Source organism: Pantoea sp. BRR-3P, assembly GCF_039621635.1.
GTDB lineage: Bacteria > Pseudomonadota > Gammaproteobacteria > Enterobacterales > Enterobacteriaceae > Pantoea > Pantoea floridensis.
In genome coordinates, this window is sequence record NZ_CP155066.1 from 4,040,160 (window position 1) to 4,058,716 (window position 18,557).

Sequence of the window (18,557 nt, forward strand, 5' to 3'; positions counted from 1 at the left end):
AGAAATCAAGAAAGCGGCCCGTTAGTCACAGTGGCAACGGGCCGCCAAAGTCTCAATCAAGAGGGTTTATTGCTACCGTCATCGCCCGACAGCAGTTCATCCAGCTTGTCGCCGCCCACATGGCGGAAATCCTGACCTTTTACGAAATAGAAGATAATTTCACAAATATTCTGGCAGCGGTCGCCGATACGCTCGATGGCGCGCGCGCAGAACATCGCGGTCAATACGCTGGGAATGGTGCGCGGATCCTCCATCATATAGGTCATCAGCTGACGCACGATGCCTTCATACTCTTTATCCACCTTCTTATCTTCGCGGTAGATTTTGATGGCTTCGTTAAGATCCATGCGCGCAAACGCATCCAGCACGTCATGCAGCATCTGCACGGTGTGATGGCCCAGCGCTTCAAGGCTAACCAGCAGCGGCAGATGCTGTTGACCAAACTTCTCCAGCGCGGTGCGGCTGATTTTCTCCGCCACGTCACCAATGCGTTCCAGCTCTGAAATGGTCTTGATGATCGCCATCACCAGGCGCAAATCGCTGGCGGTAGGCTGACGTTTGGCGATGATGCGCACGCAGGCTTCATCAATCTCCACTTCCATCATGTTGACCTTCTGGTCGCCGTCAATCACGTGACGCGCCAACTCGCCATCCTGGTTATGCATCGCGGTAATGGCATCGGTAAGCTGCTTCTCTACCATGCCCCCCATGATCATCACCTGAGTGCGAATGTGCTCAAGCTCCGCATTAAACTGACCGGAGATGTGTTTGTTCAGATTTAAATTATCCATGTGCGTCTCCTGAATCAGCCGTAGCGACCGGTGATGTAATCTTCGGTTTGCTTCTGTGCGGGCTTAGTGAACAACGTATCGGTATCGCTGAACTCAATCAGCTCACCCAGATACATGAAAGCGGTGTGATCAGAACAACGTGCGGCCTGCTGCATGTTATGCGTCACGATTACCACCGTGTAATCCTGCTTCAGCTCGGTGATCAGCTCTTCGATACGACCGGTTGAGATCGGATCCAGCGCGGAACATGGCTCATCCAGCAACAAAACTTCCGGGCGAATGGCGATGCCACGCGCGATGCACAGACGCTGCTGCTGACCGCCGGAAAGACTGTAACCGCTCTGATGCAGCTTGTCTTTGGTTTCATTCCACAGCGCGGCTTTGGTTAGCGCCCACTGCACGCGCTCGTCCATATCGGCACGCGACAGCTTTTCAAACAGGCGTACACCGAAGGCGATGTTATCGTAAATCGACATCGGGAACGGCGTTGGCTTCTGGAATACCATGCCAACGCGCGCGCGCAGCAGGGCGATATCCTGATTAGATGCCAAAATGTTATCGCCATCCAGCAGGATGTCACCTTCTGCACGCTGCTCGGGATAGAGCGAGTACATTTTGTTGAAGGTACGCAGCAGCGTGGATTTACCGCAGCCTGATGGGCCGATAAACGCGGTGACCTGGTTTTTAGTGATATCCAGGTTGATGTTTTTCAGCGCGTGAAACTTACCGTAATAGAAGTTCAGATTACGGACCTGAATTTTACCGGCTGATGAAGTCACGTTACTCATTCTCGTCTCTCATAAGCAGCGCCGCCGAAGCCGCGCCGGGAAATTAGTGTTTGCCCTTGGCGAAAATCACGCGCGCCACAATGTTCAGCAGCAGCACGCACAGCGTAATAATCAGCACACCCGCCCACGCCAGGCTTTGCCATTCGGCAAACGGGCTCATGGCGAATTTAAAGATGGTGACCGGCAGGTTAGCGATCGGCTGCATCATGTCGGTACTCCAGAACTGGTTCGACAGCGCAGTGAACAGCAGCGGAGCGGTTTCACCGGCGATACGCGCCACGGCCAGCAGCACACCGGTGATGATGCCGGAAACGGAGGCTTTCAGCGTGATAGCTGAGATCATCTTCCATTTCGGCGTACCGAGCGCATAAGCCGCTTCACGCATGCTGTCCGGCACCAGACGCAGCATGTTCTCGGAGGTACGAATCACAATCGGGATCTGCAGCAGCGCCAGCGCCACCACGCCCGCCCAGCCGGAGAAATGCTGCATCTGCGACACCACAATGGTGTAAACAAACAGGCCGACCACAATCGACGGCGCAGACAGCAGAATATCGTTGATGAAGCGAATCACTTCCGCCAGCCAATGTTTACGCCCATATTCCGCCAGGTAAATTCCGGCCATGATGCCAAGTGGCGTTCCGATGATCGTCGACCAGAAAATCAGTAAGCCGCTGCCGACTAAGGCATTGGCTAAGCCACCGCCTGCTGTATTCGGTGGCGGAGTTGATTCGGTAAACAGCGACCAGCTTAAACCATCGACGCCGCGCGTCACGGTAGTGAACAGAATCCACACCAGCCAAAACAGGCCGAAAGCCATGGTCAACAGCGACAGCGTCAGGGCAATTTTGTTTTTAGTACTGCGCCACGCCTGCATTTTGCGGCGCGAGGCTTCCAGCTCAGCGCGAGCCTGAACTTCAATAGCGGTCATGAACGGGCTCCTTCACTCTTCGCCAGACGCAGGATCATCAGTTTGGAGATCGCCAGCACGATAAAGGTAATCACGAAGAGGATCAGACCCAGCTCCATCAGCGCCGCGACGTGCACACCGGATTCCGCTTCGGCGAATTCGTTGGCCAGCGCGGAGGTGATACTGTTGCCCGGCATAAACAGCGAGGGGCTGTCGAGCTGGTAGGTGTTGCCGATGATAAAGGTCACCGCCATGGTTTCACCCAATGCGCGGCCCAGTCCCAGCATCACGCCGCCGATCACGCCGTTTTTGGTGAACGGCAGCACGATGCGCCAGATCACTTCCCATGTGGTACAGCCGATACCGTAAGCCGACTCTTTCATCATCACCGGCGTTTGCTCAAACACGTCACGCATCACCGAAGCGATGTAAGGAATGATCATGATGGCGAGAATCACGCCCGCCGCCAGAATACCGATACCGAATGCCGGGCCAGAGAACAGCGCGCCAACGATCGGGATATTCGATAACACATTGCCCACTGGCGTCTGGAAATATTCGGCGAACAGCGGGGCGAAAACAAACAGGCCCCACATGCCGTAAACGATGCTGGGTATCGCGGCCAGCAGCTCAATGGCGGTGCCCAGCGGGCGGCGTAGCCAGCCCGGCGCAAGTTCGGTCAGGAACAGCGCGATGCCGAAGCTCACTGGCACGGCAATGATCAGCGCAATAATTGAGGTAACGAGGGTGCCGTAAATCGGCACCAGCGCACCAAATTGTTCGTTTGGCGCATCCCAGGTTTTGTTCCACAGGAAGGAGAAACCAAATTTTTGGATGCTAGGCCAGGAGGAGAAAATCAGGGAGACGATAATGCCACCCATCAACAGCAACACGATAAGCGCAGACAGTTTGACCAGTGCGCCGAAAATCATATCGCCTTGTTTACCGGGGGCTTTGAACGTCGGCTTAGTGGCAGCCATAGAATTCTCTGTTCTCAGGAGGATATCAGGGCGGCAGGTGATGCCGCCCATTGAGCTGGCCAACCGTGCTGGCTGGCCGGGTAAATCCGTTACTTGTACAGCGCTTTACCGGAGCTATCTTTAATGTTCGCTTTCCACGCTGCACGAATCTGGTTCGCTACGCTCTCTGGCAGCGCGGCATAGTCCAGAGACGTTGCGGTTTTACTGCCGCCTTTGTAGGCCCAGTCGAAGAACTTCAGCACTTCGCTACCTTTCGCCGCATCAGCCTGATCTTTGTAAATCAGGATGAACGTGGTTGAGGTGATCGGCCATGCATCGTTGCCTTTCTGGAAGGTCAGATCCTGGGCAAACGATTTGCTCCAGTCTGCGCCTTTCGCGGCGTTAGCAAAGCTGGCCTCGCTTGGCGCTACCGCTTTGCCATCTGCATCAACCAGTTTGGTGTAGGTCAGGTTGTTCTGCTTAGCGTAGGCGTATTCCACGTAGCCAATCGAACCCGGCAGACGCTGCACGAAGGCGGCTACGCCATCGTTACCTTTACCGCCCAGACCGGTTGGCCAGTTAACGGTGTTACCTTTACCGATTTTGCTGTTCCACTCTTCGTTCACTTTCGCCAGGTAGCTGGTGAAGACGAATGAAGTACCGGAACCGTCAGCGCGGCGCACCACGTTGATGTTGGAATCGGGCAGTTTCACGCCCGGGTTCAGTTTAGTGATCGCCGGGTCGTTCCACTTTTTGATGGTGCCGAGGTAGATATCACCTACGGTTTTGCCGTCGAGGGTTAATTCACCTGATTTCACGCCTGGAATGTTAACCGCCAGCACCACACCACCGATGACGGTAGGGAACTGGAACAGGCCGTTTTTCTCCAGATCTTCATCTTTCATTGGTGCATCAGACGCACCGAAATCGACGGTTTTTGCGATGATCTGCTTAACGCCGCCTGAAGAACCAATACCCTGATAGTTAATTTTGCTACCGGTGGCTTGCTGGTACTCTGCTGCCCACTTGGCATAAACCGGTGCCGGGAATGTCCCGCCTGCGCCCGTCAGATCGGTTGCTGCAAAAGCAGAGACCGCGCTTACTGCGAAGGTGGCGGCGAGGATTCGGGCTACGGTGCTACGCATCAGTGTCATGTTCCCTCCAGGGGATTTAAAAAAATCAGGCTCAATGCCTTTTTAGTAGGAGTCAGTGATTGCTGCTGGAGGGAAAATAGGACAGTTTGATGACAGTGAAATGTACGAAATATGACAGTTATATGACAGCGTGCAGAAATGAAGCGGGCCCGTTGCGGGCCCACTCTTATGATTGATTATTCTACGGTAACGGATTTTGCCAGGTTACGCGGCTGATCGACGTCGGTGCCTTTAATCAGCGCCACATGATATGAAAGCAGCTGTAACGGCACGGTATAGAAGATTGGAGCAATCACCTCTTCTACGTGCGGCAGTGAGATGATTTTCATGCCATCGCTGTCACTGAAGCCGGCATCCTGGTCGGCAAACACATACAGCAAACCGCCGCGCGCGCGCACCTCTTCGATGTTGGATTTCAGCTTCTCCAGCAGCTCGTTGTTCGGCGCCACCACGATCACCGGCATATCCGCATCAATTAACGCCAGCGGGCCATGCTTCAGCTCACCAGCCGCATAGGCTTCGGCGTGAATGTAGGAGATCTCTTTCAGCTTCAGCGCACCTTCCATGGCGATGGGATACTGATCGCCGCGGCCAAGGAACAGCGCGTGATGTTTGTCGGAGAAACCTTCAGCGAGATTTTCGATCACTTTATCCTGCGCCAGCATCTGCTCGATACGGCTCGGCAATGCCTGCAGCGCGTGCACAATTTCGTGCTCGGTTTCGGCTTTCATGCCGTGCAGACGGCCGAGTTTCGCCACCAGCATCAGCAATACCGCTAGCTGCGTGGTGAAGGCTTTGGTCGACGCGACGCCAATTTCGGTGCCGGCTTTGGTCATCAGCGCCAAATCTGACTCACGCACCAGCGAGGAACCGGCCACGTTACAGATCGCCAGCGAACCGAGATAACCCAGCTCTTTCGACAGACGCAGCGCGGCCAGCGTATCGGCGGTTTCACCCGATTGTGACAGCGTGATCAGCAGGCTATTTTTGCGCACCGCTGATTTGCGATAGCGAAATTCGGAGGCGATTTCCACATCACAAGGCAGGTTGGCCAGCGACTCAAACCAGTAGCGCGACACCATGCCGGAATTGTAAGAGGTGCCGCAGGCGATGATCTGGATATGCTCAACCTGGCTCAGCAATTTCTCTGCATCCGGGCCCAGCTCACTGAGATCAACTTCACCGTGATTAAAACGCCCGGTTAAGGTGTTTTTAATCGCGTTCGGCTGCTCATAAATCTCTTTCTGCATGTAGTGACGATAGATGCCTTTATCACCGGCATCGTACTGCGCAGTGGATTCGATTTCAGCGCGTTTAGCCGGTTTGCCAGCGCGGTCGATGATGGTGATTTCGCGGCGGGTAATCTCAGCGATATCCCCCTCTTCCAGATAAACGAAGCGGCGCGTCACCGGCAGCAAGGCCAGCTGATCGGAAGCGATAAAGTTTTCGCCCACGCCACGACCAATCACCAGCGGGCTACCGGAACGCGCCGCCACCAGCACCGCAGGATCGCGGCTGTCCATGATCACCATGCCATAAGCGCCGCGCAGCTGCGGGATCACGCGCAGCACCACTTCACGCAGCGTGCCGCCCTGCTTCTGCTCCCAATGCACCAGATGCGCCACCACTTCGGTGTCGGTTTCCGAAGCAAAGTGGTAGCCGCGCTCAAGCAACTGGGCGCGCAGCGGCTCATGGTTCTCAATAATACCGTTGTGCACGATGATGATGTGCTCAGAAATATGCGGATGCGCATTGGCTTCCGAGGGTTCACCGTGAGTCGCCCAACGCGTGTGTGCGATCCCCGTGCCGCCAATCAGCGGCTGCTGTTCTGCCGCTTCCGCCAGGTTCTGTACTTTGCCTAAACGACGCAGACGCGTCATATGGCCCTGACGATCAACTACCGCCAGCCCGGCAGAGTCATACCCGCGATACTCAAGACGACGCAAACCTTCCAGCAGAATTTCTGCGATGTCACGCTGCGCTACTGCACCAACAATTCCACACATAGTAATTTCCTGACTTCATGGCTTTTGGCCATTGCGTTGTCATCTGACCTGATTTCCCCGAGCCTTGTAGAGAGTGGGGATAGTTTTTATGGCACTGCTAACGAGCCGATCGTTGCCGGCCCTTAATTTATTTCTTCTTCACCGGGCGCTGCCAGCCAGACTTGTGGTTCTGCTCTTTACGGTTATAAACCAGGTCAGCGGCCGTCACATCCTTCATGATGGTAGTACCCGCGGCAATGGTCGCGCCGCTCGCCACGCTGACGGGTGCTATCAGCTGCGTATCTGAGCCGATAAATACGTTGTCGCCGATGATGGTTTTAGATTTGTTCGCGCCATCGTAATTACAGGTAATGGTGCCTGCGCCGATATTCACGCCCGCGCCAATTTCGGCATCACCGAGATAGGAAAGATGGCCAGCTTTTGAGCCTTTGCCCAGCGTGGCTTTCTTCATCTCCACGAAGTTACCCACGTGCGCCTCTTCCGCTAACTCGCTGCCCGGACGCAGACGCGCGAACGGACCAACCGTACAGCCGGCGGCTAAGGTGGCATCTTCGATCACCGAATAGGGGCTGATTTCACAGTCATCCGCAATCACGCTGTTTTTGATGATGCAGCCCGCGCCGATTTTCACGCGGTTGCCGAGCGTAACGTTGCCTTCAACAATCACGTTGGTGTCAATCTCCACATCCCGCCCGTGTTGCAGCGCACCGCGCAGATCGAAACGCGCCGGATCGCGCAGCATGACACCCGCCAGCAGCAGCCTTTCCGCCTGCTCGCGTTGGTAAACGCGCTCAAGTGTTGCCAGCTGCAGCCGATTATTCACGCCGTCGGTTTCACTGATGCGCGCTGGGTGCACCGCATTGATAACGCGACCTTCCCGGTGCGCCATGGCAATGATATCGGTGATATAGAATTCGCCCTGCGCATTGTTATTGTTGAGCTGCGCCAGCCAGCGCTTGAGGTCGCTGCCGTTGGCAATCAGGATACCGGTGTTAATTTCCTGGATTTTTAGCTGTTCTGCCGACGCATCTTTCTGCTCGATAATGCCGGTCACCGTGCCGTTTTCACGCACGATGCGGCCATAGCCGGTTGGGTTATCCAGAACCACCGTAAGTAAGCCAATGCCACCCGCCGGTTTAGCCGCACGCAGACGCTGCAAGCTCTCTTGCGAGATCAGCGGCACGTCGCCGTACAACATCAGGATATCTTCATCATCAGCAAAGAAGGGGGCTGCCTGCTGCATTGCGTGCCCGGTACCGAGCTGTTCAGCCTGCAGCACCCAATTAAGTGCGTTATCCGCAAGCGCAGACTTGAGTAAATCACCGCCGTGACCATATACCAGATGGATGTGTTGAGCGCCCAAACCGGTTGCGGCATCAATCACGTGCTGAACCATTGGTTTACCTGCAAGGGTGTGCAGAACTTTGGGCAGATCGGAATACATTCGGGTGCCTTTGCCAGCGGCTAAGATCACCACACTCATCGCGTTTGTAGACATAACTATCCTGACTGAATTTAACTTTCGAAAGTGTAAGGTTTAGCCCTGAGATTACTACATTTTTCTCGGGTCGAAATTAGCCGGGATTAAAGCGCAACGGCAAATTTTGGGCAAAAAAAATGCCAACCCAATGGGCTGGCATTTCGTGACGCATAAAGCCTGATTACATCGCTTTTTTGGTCAGCTCGATAACACGCAGTTTTGCGATGGCTTTCGCCAGCTCCGCAGAAGCCTGAGCATAATCCACGTCGCCGTGGCTGCTGTTCATGTGCTCTTCCGCTTTACGTTTCGCTTCCTGCGCGCGCGCTTCGTCGAGGTCTTCGCCGCGAATCGCGGTGTCAGCCAAAACGGTGGTGCTGCCAGGTTGTACTTCCAGCACGCCGCCAGAGAGGTAGATATACTCCTCTTCGCCGTGCTGTTTCACGATGTGAATCATACCAGGCTTGATGGCTGTCAGCAGCGGGGCGTGACCCGGGCGAATACCCAGCTCACCTTCGCTACCTGACACCTGGATGCGCTCCACCAGACCGGAGAACATTTGTTGCTCCGCACTGACCACGTCCAGATGATAAGTCATAGCCATACCATTCCTCCTGGGAAACCGAAATTACAGTTTCTTCGCTTTTTCTACGGCTTCTTCGATAGCGCCGACCATGTAGAACGCCTGCTCTGGCAGGTGGTCGAATTCGCCTTCCATGATGCCTTTGAAGCCACGAATAGTGTCTTTCAGGGTAACGTACTTACCTGGAGAACCGGTGAAGACTTCAGCAACGAAGAACGGCTGAGACAGGAAGCGCTGAATTTTACGCGCACGTGCCACCAACAGTTTGTCTTCTTCAGACAGCTCGTCCATACCAAGGATGGCGATGATGTCTTTCAGTTCCTGGTAACGCTGCAGCAGAGACTGCACGCCACGCGCAACATCATAGTGCTCCTGACCCACGATCAGCGGATCCAGCTGACGGCTGGTAGAATCCAGCGGGTCAACGGCTGGGTAGATACCCAGAGAGGCGATCTGACGGCTCAGCGTAACGGTTGAGTCTAAGTGAGCAAAGGTGGTTGCTGGTGACGGGTCAGTCAAGTCATCCGCAGGAACGTAAACGGCCTGTACAGAGGTGATTGAACCGGTCTTGGTAGAGGTAATACGCTCCTGCAACACACCCATCTCTTCTGCCAGCGTCGGCTGATAACCTACCGCAGATGGCATACGACCCAGCAGTGCTGATACTTCAGTACCGGCCAGGGTGTAACGATAGATGTTGTCGATGAACAGCAGAACGTCACGGCCTTCATCACGGAATTTTTCCGCCATGGTCAAGCCGGTCAGTGCTACGCGCAGACGGTTACCCGGCGGCTCGTTCATCTGGCCATACACCAGCGCTACTTTATCGATAACGTTGGAGTCAGTCATTTCGTGGTAGAAGTCGTTACCCTCACGAGTACGCTCACCCACACCAGCAAATACCGAGTAACCTGAGTGCTCAGCCGCGATGTTACGGATCAGCTCCATCATGTTTACGGTTTTACCTACACCCGCACCACCGAACAGACCGACTTTACCGCCCTTAGCGAACGGACACATCAGGTCGATTACCTTGATGCCGGTTTCCAGCAGTTCCTGGGAGTTAGACTGATCTTCATATGAAGGTGCTGCGCGGTGAATAGAGGAAACCTCTAGTGCGCTGCCATCGTCATTCTGCAGGTCGCCTTTCATGTCGATTGGCTCACCCAATACGTTCATGATACGGCCGAGGGTTGCTTTACCAACCGGAACCTGGATAGGTTTTTTCAGGTCAGTGACTTCCAGACCGCGCTTCAGGCCGTCAGAAGTACCCATGGCGATGGTACGAACCACGCCACCACCCAGCTGCTGCTGAACTTCCAGCACCAGACGAGCATCACCATTTTTCACCTCGAGAGCGCTATATACCTGCGGTACCGCGTCCTGAGGGAATTCGACGTCAACTACGGCGCCGATAATCTGGACAATCTTTCCAGCTGCCATCTTGAATCCTCTACCTAATACGAAAATACCCAGCCGCGCTCGCGCGACAGGATATATGCCTGGTTAAACCGCGGAGGCTCCCGAGACGATCTCGGTAAGTTCCTGGGTGATGCTGGCCTGACGAGCTTTGTTGTAAACCAACTGCAGCTCTTTGATCAGGTTTCCGCCGTTATCGGTTGCAGCTTTCATCGCCACCATACGTGCGGCCTGCTCACTGGCCAGGTTTTCCACCACACCCTGATAAACCTGCGATTCGACATAACGGCGCAGCAGGGTATCCAGCAGCGCTTTCGGATCGGGTTCGTACAGGTAATCCCAGGTCTTCGCCTTCATCTCTTCTTCACCTTCCGCTGGCGGTAACGGCAGCAGTTGGGTAATGGTCGGAGTCTGAGACATGGTGTTATTAAACTTGTTGCCAACGATATACAGCTTGTCGATGCGACCTTCATCATAGGCCTGCAACATCACTTTTACCGGGCCAATCAAATCAGACAGTGCGGGCTTATCGCCCATACCGGTGACCTGAGCCACGATGTTGCCACCTACAGAGCCGAAGAATGAATTGCCTTTAGAACCGATAATCGCCAGATCGCTCTGCACGCCTTTATCAGACCAGCTCTTCATATCTGCCAGCAATTTTTTGAACAGGTTAATGTTCAAACCACCACAAAGCCCGCGGTCAGTCGAAACGACCAGGTAGCCGACGCGCTTAACGTCGCGCTCATCCAGGTAAGGGTGCTTGTATTCCAGATTACCCAGTGCAAGGTGACCAATCACTTTGCGCATGGTATCTGCATACGGACGGCTGGCCGCCATGCGTTCCTGCGTTTTACGCATTTTGGAGGCGGCGACCATTTCCATCGCTTTGGTGATCTTCTGCGTATTTTTTACGCTGCCGATCTTACTACGTATTTCTTTTGCGCCGGCCATTAGCTTCTCCTCAAAGCCTTGCGGCCTGCCTTTTCAGACAAGCCGCCAGACATTACCAGGACTGGGTTGCTTTAAACGTTTCGAGGACGCCTTTCAGCTTCTCTTCGATTTCGTTATTGAAGTTACCCGCTTGGTTGATTTCAGCCATCAGCTCAGCGTGATCGCGATCCGCGAACGCCAGCAGAGCGGCTTCGAAGCTGCCGATTTTCGCCAGTTCAACGTCGTTCAGATAGCCGCGCTCAGCAGCAAACAGCACCAGACCCTGTTGCGCGACTGACATCGGCGCATACTGTTTCTGTTTCAGCAGTTCGGTCACTTTCTGACCGTGGCTCAGCTGTTTACGCGTTGCATCGTCCAGATCGGAAGCGAACTGAGAGAACGCCGCCAGTTCACGATACTGTGCCAATGCGGTACGGATACCACCGGACAGTTTCTTGATGATCTTGGTCTGTGCAGCACCACCAACACGGGATACCGAGATACCCGGGTTAACGGCTGGACGAATACCGGAGTTGAACAGGTTCGATTCCAGGAAGATCTGACCATCAGTAATCGAGATTACGTTGGTCGGAACGAACGCGGAAACGTCACCCGCCTGAGTTTCGATGATTGGCAGTGCGGTCAGAGAACCGGTTTGGCCTTTCACTTCACCGTTGGTGAAGCGCTCAACGTAGTCAGCGCTAACGCGTGATGCACGCTCCAGCAGACGAGAGTGGAGATAGAACACGTCGCCAGGGAAGGCTTCACGACCTGGTGGACGGCGCAGCAGCAGAGAAATCTGACGGTAAGCAACAGCCTGCTTAGACAGGTCATCGTACACGATCAGTGCATCTTCACCGCGGTCACGGAAGTACTCACCCATCGCACAACCGGCGTACGGTGACAGGTACTGCAGCGCTGCAGATTCAGAAGCAGAAGCGACAACGACGATGGTGTTAGCCAGCGCGCCGTGCTCTTCCAGTTTGCGAACCACGTTAGAAATGGTTGACGCTTTCTGGCCAATCGCAACGTAGACACACTTGATGCCTGAATCGCGCTGGTTGATGATGGCGTCGATTGCCATTGCGGTTTTACCGGTCTGACGGTCACCGATGATCAGCTCACGCTGGCCACGGCCGATTGGAATCATCGCATCGACAGATTTGTAACCGGTCTGAACAGGCTGGTCTACTGACTGACGGTCGATAACGCCTGGTGCAATCACTTCAACCGGCGAGAAGCCGTCGTTGTCGATTGCGCCTTTACCGTCGATCGGTGCACCCAAGGTGTTCACCACACGGCCCAGCAGGCCACGGCCAACTGGAACTTCTAAAATACGACCCGTACATTTCACTTTCATGCCTTCCGCGAGGTCAGCATACGGGCCCATCACTACTGCACCAACCGAGTCACGCTCGAGGTTCAGTGCGATAGCGTAACGGTTGCCCGGCAGGGCAATCATCTCACCCTGCATCACATCGGCAAGGCCGTGTACGCGGATGATACCGTCACTTACAGAAACAATAGTACCTTCGTTGTGAGCTTCACTCACGACATTGAACTGAGCAATGCGCTGCTTGATCAGTTCGCTGATTTCGGTGGAATTCAGTTGCATATGCTCCAGTCCCCTTAAGACTGCAAGACGTCTGCCAGACGATCAAGACGGCCGCGTACGCTGCCATCAATGACCAGGTCACCCGCACGGATAACCACACCTGCCATTACAGACTTATCAATTTTGCAATTCAGCTTAACTTTACGTGACAGACGTTTTTCCATCGCGGCGCTGATTTTAGTCAGCTGACTGTCACTCAGCGTACTGGCAGAAATCACATCAACTTCGGCTGTCGCTTCATAAGCGTCACGCAGTTGAATGTACTGTTCCAGTACCGCTGGAAGCGCTGTCAAACGTCCGTTTTCGGCCATTACCTTAATCAGGTTCTGGGCGTTTTCATCAAGTTGATCGCCACAAACTGCAATGAAAGAAGCAGATAACGCTTCCGGTGCAAGCGCACCGGAAAGAAGATCTGCGATCTGTTCGTTGCGAGCCACTTCTGCGGCAAACGCCAGCATTGATTGCCAGCGATCGATGCTTTGATGCTCAACAGCAAAGTCAAAAGCTGCTTTGGCGTAGGGGCGAGCTACAGTAATAAGATCAGACATCAGCCCCTCCCTCCTTACAGTTCAGCGACCAGTTTATCAACGATGTCGCTGTTAGCAGCTTCATCCACGGAACGTTCGATGATTTTCTCGGCGCCAGCTAATGCCAGCAACGCGACTTGCTTACGCAGCTCTTCACGGACACGTGAACGCTCGGCATCAATTTCTGCCTGCGCCTGTGCCACGATGCGGTTACGTTCAGTCTCAGCTTCAGTTTTCGCTTCGTCCAGAATCTGGGCACGGCGTTTGTTCGCCTGCTCGATAATGACCTGAGCGTCTTCTTTCGCTTTTTTCAGCTGGTCGGTCGCATTGGCCTGCGCGAGATCTAAATCTTTCTTCGCGCGCTCAGCAGAAGCAAGGCCTTCAGCAATTTCTTTCTGGCGCTTTTCGATGGCAGCCATAATCGGCGGCCATACGTACTTCATGCAAAACGCGACAAACAGAATGAACGCGATGGCCTGGCCGAGGATTGTTGCATTAATGTTCACAGCACAATGCCTCTTATTAAGTTAACTTGCTCTGCCGCTATCAGCGATAAACGGCAGAATCCGTCCCTCATCACACCAGGTGCCATGAGTGAACAAGGCTACCAGGTTTAAGCGACAGCAAACATCACGTAGAGACCCAGACCTACAGCGATCATCGGGATAGCATCCACCAGACCCATTACAACAAAGAACTGCGTACGCAGCAGAGGGATCAGATCCGGTTGACGCGCGGCGCCTTCCAGGAATTTACCTCCGAGGATGCCGATACCGATCGCAGCACCGATTGCCGCCAGGCCCATCATCACAGCGGCAGCCATGTACAGCAGATCCATATTCAGGTTTTCCATGACAGTCTCCAGTTTGTTTCAGTTAAAAGCTTAAGTGTTGAGATAAAAATCAATGTTCTTCAGATGCCATCGACAGATAGACGATCGTGAGAACCATGAAAATGAAAGCCTGCAGCGAAATGATCAGGATGTGGAAAATGGCCCATGGCACATTCAACAACCACTGCGACCACCACGGCAGCAGGCCGGCAATCAGGATAAAGATCAGCTCACCCGCATACATGTTACCGAACAGTCGCAGACCCAGTGATACTGGCTTGGACAGCAGGCTAACACCTTCAAGAATCAGGTTAATGGGGATGAAGATCGGGTGATTAAAAGGCTGCAGCGTCAACTCTTTGGTGAAGCCGCCAATGCCTTTCATTTTGATGCTGTAGAACAGAATCAAAATAAATACGCCCAGCGCCATAGACAGCGTGATGTTCACGTCTGCAGATGGCACGACGCGCAGCGCCGGCAAACCTAAATAGTGCTCGCCGATAAACGGCAGCAAATCGATAGGCAGCAGATCCATGAAGTTCATCAGGAAGACCCAAACGAAAATCGTCAGAGCCAGCGGGGCGATAAGTTTGCTTTTACCGTGGTACATGTCACGCACGTTGTTATCAACGAAGCCGACAACCAGTTCGATAGCCGCTTGTAATTTCCCTGGAACACCGCTGGTAGCGCTTTTAGCTACTTTGCGGAACAACACCAGGAAAATCAGTCCCAGCACCACAGAGAAAAACATGGAATCGATATTTATTACCCAGAACGTCGCGGGAGCGTCGTGCGGATTCACCAACTCGAAAGTACGCAGGTCCAACTGAAGGTTATTCAGGTGGTGACCTATGTATTCTTGCGGAGTAGAGATTTCTCCAGCAGCCATGATGCCTCTTACCCTTTGTTGTTAATTACAGCCGGCGCGACGATCTGCACCACCAGCACCGATAACCACGTGATTGCGAGCGGCCAGAAGACCGCACCAAACACACCCAACGCCACCGCGAGAAAAATGACCGTTGTGAACACCTTCAACACTTCACCGAGGGCGAAGCTCCAGGCAACACGGCCTTTCGCAGGCGTTTGATCCTGCAGGCGCCAGGCTAAAAACATAAACAACACGTTCGGCAGCCAGGCTGCCGCTCCACCGGCGATGGCAGAGGCGCCCCAGGAGACCTCTTTCAGGGTAAAGAGCGCACCGATGATGACAAAGGTCACCAGCTGAATGATCAGCACGGCCCGGGCTAATTTCACACTGTAAAGAGACACTGACATGACGCTGAACTCTCCTGCCCCGAACGGGGTATGTCGCGTGTCGTATAAGACTGCCTTTACTCATTTGAGTCAAGCAGCAAAAGCCGTGCAAATTATACGGGCGCCACCTGCGATTTCAATCGGTAAGTAGCGAAAAGGTGAACAATTATTTAAATTTCTTTCTGGAGCGCTATTTTTGAAAACATCGCCTGGCGAGCAGGGTTCGATAAAAATCTGAAATTGCCCTTCCGACTTGCTTTTAAAGCGTGCTTTAGATCACATAATAAACAAGGAATGGCGATGTGAATTTGTTTAAGTTATGAAAATTAACATTTCACAACCCAATAAATTAATTATTTATCAATAGATTATAATTATCCGGAAACTACATATCATTGATTATCGATAAAAACACTCTATTGACATCATGTCCTGCAATAAAAACGTAAAACTGATATTACGCACGCCGATTTATTGCAGAGTTATATTTTCCACAGTGATTATTTGAGTGCGTAAATACACGCCATAACGTGATCTAAGTGATAATGAAATGTGAATTAATCGTTAAATGTAACAGGACTTTTCGGATAATTTCCGGGATGAATGTTAACTTGCTTACCCTGCCCCACCGAATAAATGCTTTTATCCCAAAGTGTTCAATCGCTGCTTTTTCATTCAATTTCATCACGAAAGCAAACGGTATGGATTGACTTAAATCCATACCGTTGGAAAGGCTATTTTCGGCTAATCACGACTAAATGCCGCTCACCGTCCAGTTCCGGCACCTGCAGCGGTTGAATTTTCTCCACAATAAAGCCAGCAGGCAAGGCTGATATCTCATCATCCGGACGTACCCCCTTCAAGGCATAAAAACGTCCTTCACGACCCGGCAAATGATGGCACCAGTTCAGCATATCTTCCAGTGAGGCGAAAGCACGGCTAATAACGCCATCGAACGGCGGCTCGGATGGGAACTCCTCCACGCGGCTTTGCACGGGCGTAACGTTAGTAAGTCCTAACTCATGCTGTACCTGGCGCAGGAAACGCACGCGTTTGCCAAGGCTATCAAGCAGTGTGAAATGCGACTGCGGACGTACAATGGCCAGCGGAATACCCGGTAAGCCAGGTCCGGTGCCAACGTCAATAAAGCGATCGCCCTGCAGATGCGGCTCAACCACCACGCTATCGAGGATATGCCGTACTAGCATCTGCTGCGGATCGCGCACCGATGTCAGGTTATAGGCCTTGTTCCATTTATGCAGCAGCTCAACATAGCCAACCAACTGCTGTTTTTGTTGATCGGTAAGGGAAATGTTTGCCGCTTTCAGCAGCGAGGAGAGTTTGTTAATCACGACGAGAATTCCATTAACGGGGGCGAGGTACCTCGCCCCGAAGTCTATCAGGCGCTTTTACGCAGCAGGCCCTGTTTTTTCAGGTAGATCAGCAGAATCGAGATCGCCGCAGGCGTAATGCCCGAAATACGAGAGGCCTGGCCGATGGAGGTGGGTTTGTGATCGTTAAGCTTGGCAATCACTTCATTCGACAGACCATTAACCTGACGATAATCGAGATCCACAGGCAACAAGGTATTTTCATTGCGCTGCTGGCGATCAATCTCTTCCTGCTGGCGTGCAATGTAGCCTTCGTACTTCACCTGAATTTCAACCTGCTCGGCGGCTTGCTCATCAGCGAGCGCCGGGCCATAGCTTGCCAGCGAGGTAAGCAGCGGATAGGTCATTTCTGGACGGCGCAGTAAATCTTCACCGCTGGCTTCTTTGGTAAGCGGTGCACTGATCACCGTGTTTACCTCCGCCACGTTATCTGATTTTGGGTGCACCCACAGATCGCGCAAGCGTTGACGCTCTTGCTCAATCGCTTCCAGTTTTTGGTTGTAACGTGCCCAGCGAGCATCATCAACCAAACCGAGTTCACGGCCTGTCTCTGTCAAACGCAGATCGGCGTTATCTTCACGCAGCATCAAACGATACTCGGCGCGCGAGGTGAACATGCGGTACGGCTCTTTGGTACCCAATGTGCAGAGGTCATCGACCAAAACACCGAGATACGCCTGATCGCGCCGTGGCGCCCAGCCCTCTTTGTCTGCAGAAGAACGCGCCGCATTGAGGCCGGCTAGCAGACCTTGCGCCGCCGCTTCTTCGTAGCCTGTGGTGCCGTTGATCTGACCGGCAAAGAACAAGCCGTGGATAAATTTACTTTCCAGCGTTGGTTTTAGGTCGCGAGGATCGAAGAAATCATACTCAATGGCATAACCCGGACGCACGATCTTCGCGTTTTCAAGGCCCTTCATGGAGCGGACGATCTGCATTTGAACGTCAAATGGCAGGCTGGTGGAGATGCCATTTGGGTAAATTTCATTGCTGGTGAGACCTTCCGGCTCGAGGAAGATCTGGTGCGCGTTACGATCGGCAAAGCGCATCACTTTATCTTCGATCGACGGGCAGTAACGTGGACCAATGCCTTCGATGATCCCGGCATACATCGGGCTACGATCAAGGTTATTGCGGATCACGTCATGGGTCTGTTCGTTGGTAGAGGTAATCCAGCACGGCACCTGCTGTGGATGCTGTGAGACTTTGCCCATGAACGAGAACACCGGCATCGGGTTATCACCGTGCTGCGGAGCCAGTACTGAAAAATCAATCGAGCGCGCATCAATGCGCGGTGGCGTACCGGTTTTCAGACGGTTCACGCGCAGCGGCAGTGCACGCAGACGTTTCGCCAATGGAATTGATGGCGGATCGCCCGCTCGTCCACCGCTGTAGTTATCCAGGCCAATATGGATTTTGCCATCAAGGAACGTCCCGACGGTCAGTACCACGGTTTTGGCGCGGAATTTCAAACCCATCTGTGTCACAGCACCGACGACGCGATCGTTTTCCACAATCAGATCGTCAACTGCCTGCTGGAAGATCATCAAATTTGGCTGGTTCTCCAGCGCAGTGCGTACCGCCTGGCGATACAGCACGCGGTCAGCCTGAGCGCGCGTAGCGCGTACTGCTGGGCCTTTACTGGCGTTTAGTATCCTAAACTGGATGCCAGCCTGGTCAATTGCCGTGGCCATCAAACCGCCTAAGGCATCCACTTCCTTCACCAGATGTCCTTTCCCGATGCCACCGATCGCCGGGTTACAGGACATTTGTCCAAGCGTATCAATGTTATGGGTGAGTAACAGGGTTTGCTGACCCATTCGGGCGGCGGCCATCGCGGCCTCGGTGCCCGCATGACCACCACCGATTACGATGACGTCAAAAGGATCTGGATAAAACATGAAGTGGGTCCTCGTTA

At 53.4% G+C, this 18,557-nt stretch carries 18 protein-coding genes; all 18 read right to left on the reverse strand.

All coding sequences use genetic code 11. The features are described from left to right. Positions 1 to 56 precede the first annotated feature (56 nt). A complete protein-coding gene (gene phoU / locus AAGR08_RS18650; RefSeq protein ID WP_097095502.1) occupies positions 57 to 791 on the reverse strand; it encodes a phosphate signaling complex protein PhoU in 735 nt (244 codons plus the stop codon). A 14-nt stretch (positions 792 to 805) separates the two neighbouring features. Continuing rightward, a complete protein-coding gene (pstB, locus tag AAGR08_RS18655) occupies positions 806 to 1,579 on the reverse strand; it encodes a phosphate ABC transporter ATP-binding protein PstB (protein WP_007893584.1) in 774 nt (257 codons plus the stop codon). A gap of 43 nt (positions 1,580 to 1,622) precedes the next feature. Then, positions 1,623 to 2,510, reverse strand: a complete 888-nt coding sequence (gene pstA / locus AAGR08_RS18660) for a phosphate ABC transporter permease PstA (protein WP_097095503.1) — start codon at positions 2,508 to 2,510, stop codon at positions 1,623 to 1,625. Further along, entirely contained in the window at positions 2,507 to 3,469 is a 963-nt protein-coding gene (gene pstC, locus AAGR08_RS18665; protein ID WP_345827648.1) for a phosphate ABC transporter permease PstC, read from the reverse strand. The genes pstA and pstC overlap by 4 nt, the downstream gene beginning before the upstream one ends. Positions 3,470 to 3,558: 89 nt before the next feature. Next, complete coding sequence (gene pstS / locus AAGR08_RS18670) at positions 3,559 to 4,602, reverse strand: phosphate ABC transporter substrate-binding protein PstS (RefSeq protein WP_097095505.1); 1,044 nt, start codon at positions 4,600 to 4,602, stop codon at positions 3,559 to 3,561. A 176-nt stretch (positions 4,603 to 4,778) separates the two neighbouring features. After that, entirely contained in the window at positions 4,779 to 6,608 is a 1,830-nt protein-coding gene (gene glmS / locus AAGR08_RS18675) for a glutamine--fructose-6-phosphate transaminase (isomerizing) (RefSeq protein WP_345827650.1), read from the reverse strand. A gap of 127 nt (positions 6,609 to 6,735) precedes the next feature. Further along, complete coding sequence (gene glmU / locus AAGR08_RS18680) at positions 6,736 to 8,106, reverse strand: bifunctional UDP-N-acetylglucosamine diphosphorylase/glucosamine-1-phosphate N-acetyltransferase GlmU (protein ID WP_345827651.1); 1,371 nt, start codon at positions 8,104 to 8,106, stop codon at positions 6,736 to 6,738. A gap of 163 nt (positions 8,107 to 8,269) precedes the next feature. Further along, the gene (locus tag AAGR08_RS18685; protein ID WP_097095508.1) at positions 8,270 to 8,689 is read right to left on the reverse strand and encodes a F0F1 ATP synthase subunit epsilon; all 420 of its coding nucleotides are present in this window, start codon (positions 8,687 to 8,689) and stop codon (positions 8,270 to 8,272) included. A gap of 24 nt (positions 8,690 to 8,713) precedes the next feature. Then, on the reverse strand, positions 8,714 to 10,111 hold the full coding sequence (gene atpD, locus AAGR08_RS18690) for a F0F1 ATP synthase subunit beta (RefSeq protein ID WP_007893594.1): 1,398 nt from the start codon (positions 10,109 to 10,111) through the stop codon (positions 8,714 to 8,716). Positions 10,112 to 10,174: 63 nt separating this feature from the next. Next, entirely contained in the window at positions 10,175 to 11,041 is an 867-nt protein-coding gene (gene atpG / locus AAGR08_RS18695; protein WP_097095509.1) for a F0F1 ATP synthase subunit gamma, read from the reverse strand. Between the two features lie 52 nt (positions 11,042 to 11,093). After that, entirely contained in the window at positions 11,094 to 12,635 is a 1,542-nt protein-coding gene (gene atpA / locus AAGR08_RS18700) for a F0F1 ATP synthase subunit alpha (RefSeq protein ID WP_097095510.1), read from the reverse strand. 14 nt (positions 12,636 to 12,649) lie between these two features. Next, positions 12,650 to 13,183, reverse strand: a complete 534-nt coding sequence (gene atpH, locus AAGR08_RS18705) for a F0F1 ATP synthase subunit delta (RefSeq protein ID WP_097095511.1) — start codon at positions 13,181 to 13,183, stop codon at positions 12,650 to 12,652. Between the two features lie 14 nt (positions 13,184 to 13,197). Continuing rightward, on the reverse strand, positions 13,198 to 13,668 hold the full coding sequence (gene atpF, locus AAGR08_RS18710; RefSeq protein WP_345827654.1) for a F0F1 ATP synthase subunit B: 471 nt from the start codon (positions 13,666 to 13,668) through the stop codon (positions 13,198 to 13,200). Positions 13,669 to 13,775: 107 nt separating this feature from the next. Beyond that, positions 13,776 to 14,015 (reverse strand): F0F1 ATP synthase subunit C, encoded by a 240-nt coding sequence (gene atpE, locus AAGR08_RS18715; protein ID WP_003849523.1) that lies wholly within the window; start codon positions 14,013 to 14,015, stop codon positions 13,776 to 13,778. Positions 14,016 to 14,064: 49 nt separating this feature from the next. After that, a complete protein-coding gene (atpB, locus tag AAGR08_RS18720; RefSeq protein WP_097095513.1) occupies positions 14,065 to 14,883 on the reverse strand; it encodes a F0F1 ATP synthase subunit A in 819 nt (272 codons plus the stop codon). Between the two features lie 8 nt (positions 14,884 to 14,891). Further along, positions 14,892 to 15,272, reverse strand: a complete 381-nt coding sequence (gene atpI, locus AAGR08_RS18725; RefSeq protein WP_097095514.1) for a F0F1 ATP synthase subunit I — start codon at positions 15,270 to 15,272, stop codon at positions 14,892 to 14,894. A gap of 713 nt (positions 15,273 to 15,985) precedes the next feature. Continuing rightward, entirely contained in the window at positions 15,986 to 16,603 is a 618-nt protein-coding gene (gene rsmG, locus AAGR08_RS18730; protein WP_097095515.1) for a 16S rRNA (guanine(527)-N(7))-methyltransferase RsmG, read from the reverse strand. Between the two features lie 47 nt (positions 16,604 to 16,650). After that, the gene (mnmG, locus tag AAGR08_RS18735) at positions 16,651 to 18,540 is read right to left on the reverse strand and encodes a tRNA uridine-5-carboxymethylaminomethyl(34) synthesis enzyme MnmG (RefSeq protein WP_345827658.1); all 1,890 of its coding nucleotides are present in this window, start codon (positions 18,538 to 18,540) and stop codon (positions 16,651 to 16,653) included. Positions 18,541 to 18,557: the final 17 nt, after the last annotated feature.